The organism is Microbispora sp. NBC_01389 (genome assembly GCF_045040095.1).
Classification (GTDB): Bacteria; Actinomycetota; Actinomycetes; order Streptosporangiales; family Streptosporangiaceae; genus Microbispora.
On sequence record NZ_CP109552.1, the window covers coordinates 658,436 to 670,000 of the forward strand.

Here is an 11,565-nt window from a genome sequence, read left to right on the forward strand (position 1 = left end):
GGTCACCCCGCGAGCAGGTGCGACGCGCCGCCGGGGACGGCGATCGTGACGGCGAGCGCTCCGAGCATCCCGCCCGTGACGATCCGTTGTGCCCGCAGCCATCCCGGCCGGTGCGCCAGGAAGCCCGCGACGCCGCCGGCGGCCAGCACGATCGAGGAGTTCACCGTCGCGGCCACCGCGATCTGGAGACCGCCGAGAACGACGCCCTGGAGCAGCACGTCTCCCCGGCTCACGTCGACGAACTGCGGAATGACAGTTATATACAGTACGGCGATTTTCGGATTGAGCAGGTTCGTCATCAGGCCCATGGTGAACAGCCGCCCCGGGGAGTCGGGCGGCACGTCCCGTACGGCGAACACCGAGACGCCGCCGGGCCGGACGGCCTGCCAGGCGAGCCACAGCAGGTAGGCCGCCCCGGCCAGCCGGATCACGGCGAGGACCTGCGGGGAACGCCGCGAGCAGCACCGCCAGGCCGAGGTTCGCGGCGGCCAGGTACACGAGGAAGCCCGCGACGACCCCGCTGAGGGAGACGAGGCCCGCCCGGCGCCCCTGGCCGATGCTCCGCGACACGAGATACATCATGTTCGGGCCCGGGGAGAGCACCATTCCGCGGTCCGGCTCGCCGCGGACGGCGTCCTGGACGCGCTGGGCCGCGGCAAGCGGCGGGACGCCGAGGCGCGGCAGGAGATCGCGGCGCGTCGTCTCGGCGGGTTCGCGGTGCGCGCCGACCCGAGGTCGTACTACTGCTGGTGGGAGCTGCCGCCCCCGTGGCGGGCCGACACGTTCGTGGCCGCCGCGGCGCGGCACGGCATCGGCGTCACCCCGGCGGCGGCGTTCGCCGTGGGTGACCACCGCGCGCCGAACGCCGTCCGCCTGGGCCTCGCCTCCCCTCCGGCGGAGACGCTCGATGCCGCCCTGGCCACCCTCGCCCGCCTCGCCCGGTCCTCCCCCGACGACGTCCTCGCCGACTGAACACCGACTGACCGCGGACCGGCTCAGGACTCGCGGTTGGGGCGGAGGGTCCAGGTGACGGTCATCTCGGTGACGACGACGCCCTCGGCGTTCCGGATCTCGACGCCGACCTCGAACTCGGGCCGTTCGCCCGCGTCCAGGCGTGCGACGACCTCCTCCCGCGCGGCCCGCAGGGTGGCGGCGGCGGTGACCTCGCCCGTGGCGAGCTTCAGGTAGCGGATCGCGGCTCCGGTCGCGAGCGGCACGGCCCGCGTGAGCTGGTCGCCGAACGCCGACAGCAGCGCCGCGCCCGAGGCCGTCTCGGCCAGCGTGAACAGGGCGCCGGCGTGCGGGCCGCCGACGTGGTTGCGCAGGTCCGCCCGGTCGGCCAGGCGGGCGACCGCCGCACCGGGGCCGACCGAGTCGAACGTGATGCCGAGCAGCCGGGCGAAGGGGACGCTGTCGAGGAGGAAGGCGGCGATGTCCATGACCCTAGATGTTACCGACTGGTACGGCCCGAGTGGCTGGTCCGGCCCGCGTGATCCGTCCGCTCATCCGGGGGAGCGTCGCGATACCTTGGGGCCTGTGACGGAGTATCGCGACGACCTGAACCTCGCGCACCTGATGGCCGACGCCGCCGACGACATCACGATGCGCCGTTTCAAGGCCGTCGACCTGCGGGTCGACACCAAGCCCGACCTCACCCCGGTCAGCGACGCCGACCGGGCGGTGGAGGAGGCGATCCGGGGCGCCCTCCGCCGCGCCCGGCCCCGCGACTCCGTCGTGGGCGAGGAGTTCGGCACGACCGGGTACGGCATGCGCTCGTGGGTGATCGACCCGATCGACGGGACGAAGAACTACGTCCGCGGGGTGCCCGTGTGGGCCACGCTGATCGCCCTGATGGAGCACGGCAGGGTCGTCGCGGGCGTGGTCTCGGCTCCCGCGCTCGGCCGCCGCTGGTGGGCCGCCAAGGGGGGCGGCGCGTGGACCGGCCGCAGCCTGAGCAAGGCGTCCCGCTGCGAGGTCTCGTCGGTGGGGCGGCTCGACGACGCCTCGTTCTCCTTCTCCGACCTGGAGGAATGGGAGAAGGCCGGGCGGCTCGAACCGTTCCTGGACCTCACCAGGGAGTGCTGGCGCAGCCGCGGCTACGGCGACTTCTGGTCGCACATGATGGTCGCCGAGGGCGCGGTGGACGTCTCCGCCGAGCCCGAGCTGTCGCCGTGGGACATGGCGGCGCTCACGATCATCGTGGAGGAGGCCGGCGGCTCCTGCACCTCGCTCGACGGCGCCGCCCCGCTCGACGGCGGCAACCTCGTCTGCACCAACGGCCTGCTGCACGACGAGGTGCTGGGGCGCCTGTCTCCCCGCTGACGCTCACATCGCCAGGACGTCGCCCGCGGCGGTGAGCAGGCTGCCGCGGTAGGCCTCGCCGAACAGGCAGACGTGGACGGCCAGCGGGTGGAGCTGGTGCAGCGGCACCCGCTCACGCCAGCCCTCGGCGAGCGGCGCCGCCTCGCGGTAGGCGCCGAGGATCGTGTCGAGGCGGGGCGCGCCGAACAACGCGAGCATCGCCAGGTCCGTCTCGCGGTGGCCGCCGTGGGCGGCCGGGTCCACCAGCACGGCTTCGCCGCCGCGGGACCACAGCAGGTTGCCGCTCCACAGGTCGCCGTGGATCCGGCTGGGCGGCTCCGGCGGCCCGGCCACCTCCGCCACCCGGTCGCACGCCTCCTCGACGAGGCTCACGTCCCGGGCCGGCAGCGCGCCCCGGTCGCGCGCGAGCCGTACGAACGGCAGGACGCGGCGGGAGACGTAGAACGACGGCCAGTCCGGCGCGGTGTCGTTGTCCATCGGCAACTCGGCGATGTAACCGGGCCAGGGCGCGCCGAAGGCGCCCGCCCCGGCCGCGTGCAGGGCGGCGAGGTCCCGCCCGAACCGCTCGGCCGCCGCCGCGGTCGCCGGCGCGGTGTCGATCCACTCCAGCACCAGCGTCCCGCCCTCGGCGGCGAGCACCTCGGGCACGGCCACGGCCCGCGGCTCGGCGAGCCACCGCAGCCCGGCCGCCTCGCTCTCCAGGACCCCGGCCGCGGCACCGGCGCCCTTCTTGACGAACACGCGGCGGCCGTCGCCGAGCAGGCCCTCGTGCAGGGTCCACGCGTGGCCGCCGCCCAGATCCCTAGTGATCCTCAAGGTACTTCGCCACCCCCTCGCAGGCGGCCTCGACCATGCGCAGCACGTCGGTGAACCCCTGCCGTCCCCCGTAGTAGGGGTCGGGCACCTCGGCGCCCTCGGGGGCCGCCGGGTCGAACGAGCGCAACATCCGCACGTCGGCGTCCGGCGGCGCGATCCGCCGTACGGCACGGAGGTTGTCGCGGTCCATCACGAGGATCAGGTCGCGCTCGGCGAACCACGCCGGGTCGAACCGGCGGGCCCGGTGCGCGGAGCCGTCGTACCCGTGATCGGCCAGGGTGGCCAGCGCCCGCTCGTCCATCGGCTCCCCGGCGTGCCAGCCGCCGGTGCCGGCGCTGTCCACCTCGACGTCGCCGAGCCCGCGTCCGGCGAGCGTACGGCGCAGCACCACCTCGGCCATCGGGGAGCGGCAGATGTTGCCCATACAGACCAGACATACACGCTTCATGAACTCAAGTCTCTCCCATAACGCCCGTGACCTGCTCGTTATCTCCCGGAGGTCGCACAAGAGCGACCGGGGGCGTTCACTACGCGTTCACCTTTACCAAGGTTTTAGGTCACCTCGGCTCCCTACCGTCCCTGGTGTTGAGAAGACAAGGGGAGGAACAACCGTGAAGTATGCAGGCCGGCTCGCAGCCGCCACCCTCGTCGGCGTGCTCTCGCTCGCCGCATGCGGGACCGATGACAACTCGGGCGACGCGGGAGCCACCGCGGGCGCCGCCGCTCCCGCCCAGGGCGACGACAGCCTGAAGGGCACCATCAACTCCGCCGGTTCCTCGGCCCAGGCGAACGCCATCGCGGAGTGGAAGAAGAACTTCCAGTCGTCGAACCCCGGCGTCAGCATCAACTACAACCCGAGCGGCTCGGGCGCCGGTGTCCAGGCGTTCATCCAGGGCACGGTGGCCTTCGCCGGCTCCGACTCCGCGCTCAAGGAGGACAAGGGCGAGCCGGCCCAGGCCGACGCCCGCTGCAAGACCGGCAAGGCGATCAACCTGCCGATGGTGACCGGCCCGGTGGCCGTCGTCTACAACCTGCCGGGTGTGGACGGCCTGCAGCTTTCGCCGAAGACGATCGGCGGCATCTTCAACAGCAAGATCACCAAGTGGGACGACCCGGCCATCAAGGCCGACAACCCCGACGCGAAGCTGCCCTCGACCGCCATCCAGGCGTTCCACCGCTCGGACGAGTCCGGCACCAGCGACAACTTCACCAAGTTCCTCAAGGCCACCGCCGAGTGGCCGTACGAGCCGGCGAAGGCGTGGCCGGCCGAGGCGCAGGGCCAGGGCGCGAAGGGCTCGGACGGCATCGCCTCCAGCATCAAGAGCACCGAGGGCGCGGTCAGCTACGTCGAGCTGTCCTTCGCGGAGAACTCGCAGCTGCAGAAGGCCAAGGTGGCCAACGGCTCGGGCGAGTTCGTCGAGCTCACCCCGGAGAACGCGGCCAAGACCGTCGAGGCCGCCCAGGTCGAGGGCACCGGCAACGACCTCAAGCTGAAGATCGACTACGCCACCCAGGCCGCGGGCGCCTACCCGATCGTCCTGGTGACCTACGAGATCACCTGCGAGAAGGGCCTGTCGGCCGACGACGCGAAGCTGGTCAAGTCGTTCCTGGGCTACACCTCCAGCGACGAGGGCCAGCAGGCGCTGACCAGCCTCGGCTACGCCCCGCTGCCGTCGAGCCTGCTGACCAAGGTCCGCACCGCCGTCGAGGCCATCTCCTAGCCACATGGCCACACCAACCAGAACCACGGAGAGCGGACCGGCCCTGCGCCGGTCCGCCTTCCGGCGCAGCCGCGGCGACGGCCCGTTCCGCTTCGCCTCGACCGGCGCCGGCGTCGTCCTGCTGGCGATCATGGCCGCGATCGGATTGTTCCTGGTCGTCAAGGCCGTCCCCGCCCTCCAGGCGAACACCTCCCACTTCCTGACCGAGCTGACCTGGCAGCCGAACGCGACCAAGCCGGTCTTCGGCATCGGTGCGCTGGCGTTCGGCACCGTGCTGAGCTCGCTGCTCGCGCTGCTGATCGCCACCCCGGTGGCCGTGGGCGTCGCGCTGTTCATCTCCCACTACGCGCCCCGGCGGCTCGCCTCGGCGCTGGGCTACGTCGTGGACCTCCTCGCGGCGGTCCCCAGCGTGGTGTACGGACTGTGGGGGGTAACCTTCCTCGTCCCGTTCATGGTCGGGCCGTCGACGTTCCTCAACGACTACTTCGGCTGGATCCCGCTGTTCGGCGGGGAATCGATCGTGGGCAAGAGCATGCTCACCGCGTCGCTCGTGCTCGCCATCATGATCCTGCCGATCATCGCCGCGATCTCCCGCGAGGTCTTCCTGCAGGCCCCCAAGATGCAGGAGGAGGCGGCGCTGGCGCTCGGCGCGACGCGCTGGGAGATGATCCGGACGGCGGTCCTGCCGTTCGGCCGGCCCGGCGTGATCAGCGCCGCGATGCTCGGCCTCGGCCGGGCCATGGGCGAGACCATCGCCGTCGCGCTCATCTTCCCGGCGACCTTCAAGATCTCGTTCCAGATCCTCGGCCCGTACGGCAACAGCATCGCCGCCAACATCGCGAACGGCTTCGGCGAGGCGACCGAGGTCGGCCGCGGCGCGCTGATCGCCTCGGGTCTCGTCCTGTTCCTCATCACCCTGCTGGTGAACATGGCCGCCCGCTTCATCATCGCCCGCCGCAAGGAGTACGCGAGGGCCGCAGCGTGACCGTACAGACCGGAATCCAGCCCATCTCCGTCACGCGGCGAGCGAAGGACCGCCTGGTCCAGGCGCTCGTCTATCTGGCGTTCGCGCTCGCGGTCATCCCGCTCGTGTCGGTGCTGTGGCTCGTCGTCAAGAACGGCGCCGGCCGGTTCGACATGGAGTTCTTCACCCACTCGATGCGCAACATCGGGGCGAGGGACGCCGGCGGCGGCGCCTACCACGCGATCATCGGCACGCTCGAACAGGTGCTGCTCGCCTCGCTCATCGCGGTGCCGATCGGCCTGCTCACCGCGGTCTACCTCATCGAGTACGGCGAGGGTGGCCGCCTGTCGAGGATCATCAGTTTCTTCGTGGACGTCATGACCGGCGTCCCTTCCGTGGTTTCCGGCCTGTTCGTCCTGGCCTTCTGGATCCTGGTGCTCGGCATGTCGTTCTCGGGCTTCGCCGGCGCGCTCGCGCTGTCGATCCTGATGATGCCGGTGGTGGTCCGGGCCACCGAGGAGATGCTCCGCCTCGTCCCGCGCGAGCTGCGCGAGGCGTCGTACGCGCTGGGCGTGCCCAAGTGGCGCACGATCGTCAAGGTGGTGCTGCCCACGGCGCTCCCCGGCATCGTGACCGGCGTCATGCTGGCCGTCGCCCGGGTCGCCGGTGAGACGGCGCCGCTGCTCCTCACCGTCTTCATCACGGACTCCATCAACAACGACCCGTTCAGCGGCCCCCAGATGGGGCTGCCGTTGTACGTCTTCAACCAGACGGTCCTGCCGACGGACGTCGCCGTCGACCGCGCCTGGACCGGGGCGCTGACCCTGATCCTGATCGTCATGCTGCTCAACCTGGTCGCGCGCCTCATCACCTGGTGGCGTTCGCCCGCGAGGAGGAGGTAAGGAATGGCCAAGCAGATCGAGGTCGCCGGCCTCGACGCCTACTACGGCTCGCACAAGGCCATCGAGGGCATCTCGATGACCATCGATCCGCGTTCGGTGACCGCGTTCATCGGCCCTTCCGGCTGCGGCAAGTCGACCTTCCTGCGCACGCTCAACCGCATGCACGAGGTCATCCCCGGGGCCCGGGTCGAGGGCAAGGTCCGCCTGGAGGACCAGGACCTGTACGGCCCGGAGATCGACCCCGTGTCGGTCCGCCGGACCATCGGCATGGTGTTCCAGCGGCCGAACCCCTTCCCCACGATGTCGATCTACGACAACGTGGCGGCGGGGCTGCGGCTGAACGGCCGGGTGTCCCGCTCCCAGCTGGACGGCGTCGTCGAGGAGTCCCTCAAGGGCGCCAACCTGTGGAACGAGGTCAAGGACCGGCTCGCCAGGCCCGGCTCCGGCCTGTCCGGCGGCCAGCAGCAGCGCCTGTGCATCGCCCGCGCGATCGCCGTACAGCCGCAGGTGCTGCTCATGGACGAGCCGTGCTCGGCCCTCGACCCCATCTCGACGCTCGCGATCGAGGACCTGATCTCGAAGCTCAAGCAGGACTACACGATCGTGATCGTGACCCACAACATGCAGCAGGCCGCGCGGGTCAGCGACAGGACGGCGTTCTTCAACCTCGCCGCGCAGGGACAGCCCGGCAAGCTCGTCGAGATGGACGAGACCTCGAAGATCTTCACCAATCCGGCGGAGAAGGCGACCGAGGACTACATCACCGGCCGCTTCGGCTGACGCGCACTTCCTGCCGACGAGCATTGGAGGGACCGGGTGACGGCACCCGCAGTGGACGGGGACACTCGGACGGCGCCCATGCTCCTGGTGGCCGATCCGGACGCGGGTCTGGTGCGACAGCTCTCGGCCGCCATGCAGGCCGAGGGCGTCGACGTGACCGGTGTGCCGGACGGCGCCCAGGCGCTGCTGCAGGCAGGGGCGCTCCGGCCGGACGCCGTGCTGATCTGCGCCTCCCTCCCGATCGTGGGGCCGGTGGACTTCGTGCGGGCCGTACGGCTCGCGCGAACCGTGCCGGTCCTGCTCGGCATCGACCTCGGCGGCGATGCCGGGCAGGCGCTGCGGGCCCTGGAGGCCGGGGCGACGGCCTGCGTGGCCCGGCCGTACCGGGTGCCCGAACTGCTCCCCCTCGTCCAGGCCGCGTTCCGGCAGCAGGACAACCACCGGACCGTGCTGACGATCGGTGACGTCGAGCTCGACGTCACGGCGTACCAGGTGAAGGTCGGCGGGCGCGTCGTCCACCTGCCGCTGCGGGAGTTCGAGCTGCTGCACTACCTGATGCGCAACGCGGACAGGACCGTCACCCGCGAACAGATCATGCGCAACGTCTGGCACTCGACCGACGGCATGTCGACGAACACGATCGCCGTCCACGTGAAGCGCCTGCGGGCCCGGCTCGGCGACGTGGAGGACACCATGATCCAGACAGTGCGCGGCGTCGGCTACCGGCTCGTCAGCGGCTGAGCGGCCGTTCTCTCAGGAGAAGGTCCGGCCGAGATGCGCCAGGCCGGCCTCCGCGTACGGCGCGACGCCCGTGCGCAGGCCGTACGCGATGTCCTCCAGCAGCGCGCACCGGGCGTAGAAGAGCATCCGTTCACGAGCGGCGGCGTCCAGCCCGCCCTGGTAGTGCTCCAGCGTCCGGGCGAGGACGGCGGGGCCTAGATCCCGGTAGACGAGCGCGAGGTCGTACGCGGGATCGGCGACGGCGGCGTCCGTCCAGTCGATGACCCCCGTCACCGTGCTCGTCGCGACGTCCACCAGCACATGCTCGCTGCCCAGGTCGTTGTGGCAGAACGTCAGCGTTTCGGGGTCCGCGGGCGCCTCGGCGGCGAGGAACACCTCGACCAGCGCGCGCTCCTCCGCGGGCAGACGGCCGGCGATCTCCGCGTAGTCTCCCTCCGCCTCCTCCCTGAGGTCGCGCAACGGACAGGCGTCGCGCAGCACCAGGTCCTCCACCCGGGGGACGGGCAGCATGTGCAGGGCGCTGAGGAAGGCGCCCAGGGGTGCCGCCAGGCGGGCCGGCTCCGGCACGGGATGACGGTTGAGCGGCAGGCCGGGCAGCTTGGGATAGGCCAGCACCCCCGCCTCGGGAACGACGAGAACCGGCCGCGGAACCGGGAGCGGCGACACCTCGCTCATGACGGCCAGCAGCGCCGCTTCACGGTCGACCGCCTCTCCGCGCTCAGTGGGATCGCCGGCCTTGCTCTGGCGCACGACCAACTCGCCGTTGACCTCGTACGCGGCGTTGTCCTGTCCCTCGCCCAGCCGCTCGATCACCCTGACCTCGAACCCGGGCAGATGGCGGGCCAGCAACCGGCGGATCTCCTCGAACACCGCAGCGCTCCAGTCCATTCGGGCACAAAAAAAAGGGGGGCCATCCCAACGGGATGGCCCCCCTCAAAAGATTGTCCGGCGGCGTCCTACTCTCCCACACCGTCCCCGGTGCAGTACCATCGGCGCTGGCGGGCTTAACTTCCGGGTTCGGAATGTAACCGGGTGTTTCCCCACCGCTATAACCGCCGTAACCCCATGAAACACACAACCACACCACACACGCGTAACCGCGGTGTGTGCCGGTTGCTGTCTCTGAGATCACATAGTGAACGCGAGCATAATATGGTCAAGTCCTCGGCCTATTAGTACCGGTCAGCTCCACGCATTACTACGCTTCCACTTCCGGCCTATCAACCCCATCGTCTATAGGGGGCCTTACCCACTCTCGTGGTGGGAGACCTCATCTTGAGGCGAGCTTCCCGCTTAGATGCTTTCAGCGGTTATCCCTACCGAACGTAGCCAACCAGCCGTGCTCCTGGCGGAACAACTGGCACACCAGAGGTTCGTCCGTCCCGGTCCTCTCGTACTAGGGACAGCCCCTCGCAAGTCTCCTGCGCGCGCAGCGGATAGGGACCGAACTGTCTCGCGACGTTCTAAACCCAGCTCGCGTACCGCTTTAATGGGCGAACAGCCCAACCCTTGGGACCTACTCCAGCCCCAGGATGCGACGAGCCGACATCGAGGTGCCAAACCATCCCGTCGATATGGACTCTTGGGGAAGATCAGCCTGTTATCCCCGGGGTACCTTTTAGCCGTTGAGCGACACCGCTTCCACACGCCGATGCCGGATCACTAGTCCCAGCTTTCGCTCCTGCTCGACCCGTCAGTCTCACAGTCAAGCTCCCTTGTGCACTTACACTCGACACCTGATTGCCAACCAGGCTGAGGGAACCTTTGGGCGCCTCCGTTACCTTTTAGGAGGCAACCGCCCCAGTTAAACTACCCACCAGACACTGTCCCCCACCCGGATACACGGGCGCGGGTTAGACGTCCAAAACGACCAGAGTGGTATTTCACCAATGACTCCACGATAACTAGCGTCACCGCTTCACAGTCTCCCACCTATCCTACACAAGACGCTCCAAACGCCAATGTCAAGCTGTAGTGAAGGTCCCGGGGTCTTTCCGTCCTGCTGCGCGAAACGAGCATCTTTACTCGTACTGCAATTTCACCGGGCCTGTGGTTGAGACAGCGGGGAAGTCGTTACGCCATTCGTGCAGGTCGGAACTTACCCGACAAGGAATTTCGCTACCTTAGGATGGTTATAGTTACCACCGCCGTTTACCGGCGCTTAAGTTCTCACCTTCGCACCCCAAAAGGTGCTAAGCGGTCCCCTTAACGTTCCGGCACCGGGCAGGCGTCAGTCCGTATACATCGTCTTACGACTTCGCACGGACCTGTGTTTTTAGTAAACAGTCGCTTCCCCCTGGCCACTGCGACCCCCACCAGCTCAAGAAGCAAGTTCCATCACCAGTAAAGGTCCCCCTTCTCCCGAAGTTACGGGGGCAATTTGCCGAGTTCCTTAACCACAGTTCACCCGACCGCCTTGGTATTCTCTACCTGACCACCTGAGTCGGTTTAGGGTACGGGCCGCTACGACACTCACTAGAGGCTTTTCTCGGCAGCATAGGATCACCCACTTCGCCACAATCGGCTCGGCATCACACCTCAGGATTAATGAGAGACGGATTTGCCTATCTCTCTCCCTACATGCTTACCCCGGGACAACCACCGCCCGGGCTGGGCTACCTTCCTGCGTCACCCCATCGCTTACCTACTACCAGATCAGGCCAGGCGTTCACCCTGACGCCGGCTCCGAAGAGCCAACCGGCTTAAGGACCCTTAGTATCCCCGGATTCGATATGGGCGCATCACAGCGGGTACGGGAATATCAACCCGTTGTCCATCGACTACGCCTGTCGGCCTCGCCTTAGGTCCCGACTTACCCTGGGCGGACGAACCTGCCCCAGGAACCCTTGGTCATTCGGCGCAGAAGATTCTCACTTCTGACTCGCTACTCATGCCTGCATTCTCACTCGTACGACCTCCACCACACGATCACTCGGCAGCTTCACCGGCTCGCACGACGCTCCCCTACCCACCACCAGCAATGCCGGCGGTGCCACGACTTCGGCGGTGTACTTGAGCCCCGCTACATTGTCGGCGCAGAATCACTTGACCAGTGAGCTATTACGCACTCTTTCAAGGGTGGCTGCTTCTAAGCCAACCTCCTGGTTGTCACTGCGACTCCACATCCTTTCCCACTTAGCACACGCTTAGGGGCCTTAGTCGGTGATCTGGGCTGTTTCCCTCTCGACCACGGAGCTTATCCCCCGCAGTCTCACTGCCACGCTCCACTTACCGGCATTCGAAGTTTGGCTGACGTCAGTAACCTTGTCGGGCCCATCAGCCAACCAGAGCCCTACCTCCGGCAAGCACCACGTAACGC

Annotated in this window: 12 protein-coding genes, 2 rRNA genes and 1 pseudogene (1 of these 15 running past the window's edge); 7 read left to right on the forward strand and 8 right to left on the reverse strand. The window is 68.5% G+C overall.

What is annotated here, in order from left to right:
• Positions 1-2: 2 nt before the first annotated feature.
• Positions 3-431: a LysE family translocator gene (locus OG344_RS03055; RefSeq protein ID WP_405086884.1), complete on the reverse strand. Its 429-nt coding sequence runs from the start codon at positions 429-431 to the stop codon at positions 3-5.
• A gap of 73 nt (positions 432-504) precedes the next feature.
• Positions 505-606 (reverse strand): annotated as a pseudogene (locus OG344_RS03060) (LysE family translocator); the annotation flags it as partial.
• 111 nt (positions 607-717) lie between these two features.
• Between OG344_RS03060 and OG344_RS03065 the strand changes: the two are divergent.
• A complete protein-coding gene (locus tag OG344_RS03065) occupies positions 718-972 on the forward strand; it encodes a hypothetical protein (protein ID WP_405086885.1) in 255 nt (84 codons plus the stop codon).
• 23 nt (positions 973-995) lie between these two features.
• Here OG344_RS03065 and OG344_RS03070 read toward each other — a convergent pair whose 3' ends face one another.
• Positions 996-1,439 (reverse strand): DUF4442 domain-containing protein, encoded by a 444-nt coding sequence (locus tag OG344_RS03070; RefSeq protein WP_405086886.1) that lies wholly within the window; start codon positions 1,437-1,439, stop codon positions 996-998.
• Between the two features lie 136 nt (positions 1,440-1,575).
• Between OG344_RS03070 and hisN the strand changes: the two genes are divergently transcribed.
• The gene (gene hisN / locus OG344_RS03075; RefSeq protein ID WP_405089038.1) at positions 1,576-2,322 is read left to right on the forward strand and encodes a histidinol-phosphatase; all 747 of its coding nucleotides are present in this window, start codon (positions 1,576-1,578) and stop codon (positions 2,320-2,322) included.
• Between the two features lie 3 nt (positions 2,323-2,325).
• On the opposite strand, the gene OG344_RS03080 is transcribed toward hisN, so the two are convergent.
• Both OG344_RS03080 and OG344_RS03085 read right to left on the reverse strand, forming a co-directional pair.
• Positions 2,326-3,138 carry a fructosamine kinase family protein gene (locus tag OG344_RS03080; protein ID WP_405086887.1) on the reverse strand — a complete coding sequence of 271 codons (813 nt, stop codon included), beginning with the start codon at positions 3,136-3,138 and terminating at the stop codon, positions 2,326-2,328.
• On the reverse strand, positions 3,125-3,586 hold the full coding sequence (locus tag OG344_RS03085) for a low molecular weight protein-tyrosine-phosphatase (protein WP_327047730.1): 462 nt from the start codon (positions 3,584-3,586) through the stop codon (positions 3,125-3,127). Before OG344_RS03085 ends, OG344_RS03080 begins: the two co-directional genes overlap by 14 nt.
• A gap of 163 nt (positions 3,587-3,749) precedes the next feature.
• Here OG344_RS03085 and pstS point away from each other — a divergent pair, with 163 nt between their 5' ends.
• From pstS to OG344_RS03110, 5 genes are read left to right on the forward strand one after another with little or no spacing between them, the layout of a single operon-like run.
• Positions 3,750-4,859: a phosphate ABC transporter substrate-binding protein PstS gene (pstS, locus tag OG344_RS03090; protein ID WP_327047731.1), complete on the forward strand. Its 1,110-nt coding sequence runs from the start codon at positions 3,750-3,752 to the stop codon at positions 4,857-4,859.
• Between the two features lie 4 nt (positions 4,860-4,863).
• A complete protein-coding gene (gene pstC / locus OG344_RS03095) occupies positions 4,864-5,844 on the forward strand; it encodes a phosphate ABC transporter permease subunit PstC (RefSeq protein WP_327047732.1) in 981 nt (326 codons plus the stop codon).
• Positions 5,841-6,725 (forward strand): phosphate ABC transporter permease PstA, encoded by an 885-nt coding sequence (pstA, locus tag OG344_RS03100; protein WP_405086888.1) that lies wholly within the window; start codon positions 5,841-5,843, stop codon positions 6,723-6,725. The genes pstC and pstA overlap by 4 nt, the downstream gene beginning before the upstream one ends.
• 3 nt (positions 6,726-6,728) lie before the next feature.
• Complete coding sequence (gene pstB, locus OG344_RS03105) at positions 6,729-7,505, forward strand: phosphate ABC transporter ATP-binding protein PstB (RefSeq protein ID WP_327047734.1); 777 nt, start codon at positions 6,729-6,731, stop codon at positions 7,503-7,505.
• 36 nt (positions 7,506-7,541) lie between these two features.
• On the forward strand, positions 7,542-8,246 hold the full coding sequence (locus OG344_RS03110; protein WP_405086889.1) for a response regulator transcription factor: 705 nt from the start codon (positions 7,542-7,544) through the stop codon (positions 8,244-8,246).
• A gap of 12 nt (positions 8,247-8,258) precedes the next feature.
• Here the strand turns inward: OG344_RS03110 and OG344_RS03115 are convergent, their stop codons facing one another.
• From OG344_RS03115 to OG344_RS03125, 3 genes are all read right to left on the reverse strand, one after another.
• A complete protein-coding gene (locus OG344_RS03115; RefSeq protein WP_405086890.1) occupies positions 8,259-9,134 on the reverse strand; it encodes a phosphotransferase family protein in 876 nt (291 codons plus the stop codon).
• 55 nt (positions 9,135-9,189) lie between these two features.
• Positions 9,190-9,306: ribosomal RNA gene (rrf, locus tag OG344_RS03120) — 5S ribosomal RNA — on the reverse strand.
• Positions 9,307-9,398: 92 nt separating this feature from the next.
• Positions 9,399-11,565 (reverse strand): 23S ribosomal RNA (locus OG344_RS03125); it runs 939 nt beyond the window's last position.

Excerpts from the sequence above, each read along its gene's own strand:
- OG344_RS03070 (WP_405086886.1), bottom strand. The coding sequence starts at position 1,439 with ATGGACATCGCCGCCTTCCTCCTCGACAGCGTCCCCTTCGCCCGGCTG.
- hisN (WP_405089038.1), top strand. The coding sequence starts at position 1,576 with ATGGCCGACGCCGCCGACGACATCACGATGCGCCGTTTCAAGGCCGTC.
- OG344_RS03085 (WP_327047730.1), bottom strand. The coding sequence starts at position 3,586 with ATGAAGCGTGTATGTCTGGTCTGTATGGGCAACATCTGCCGCTCCCCG.
- pstC (WP_327047732.1), top strand. The coding sequence starts at position 4,864 with ATGGCCACACCAACCAGAACCACGGAGAGCGGACCGGCCCTGCGCCGG.
- pstB (WP_327047734.1), top strand. The coding sequence starts at position 6,729 with ATGGCCAAGCAGATCGAGGTCGCCGGCCTCGACGCCTACTACGGCTCG.
- OG344_RS03115 (WP_405086890.1), bottom strand. The coding sequence starts at position 9,134 with ATGGACTGGAGCGCTGCGGTGTTCGAGGAGATCCGCCGGTTGCTGGCC.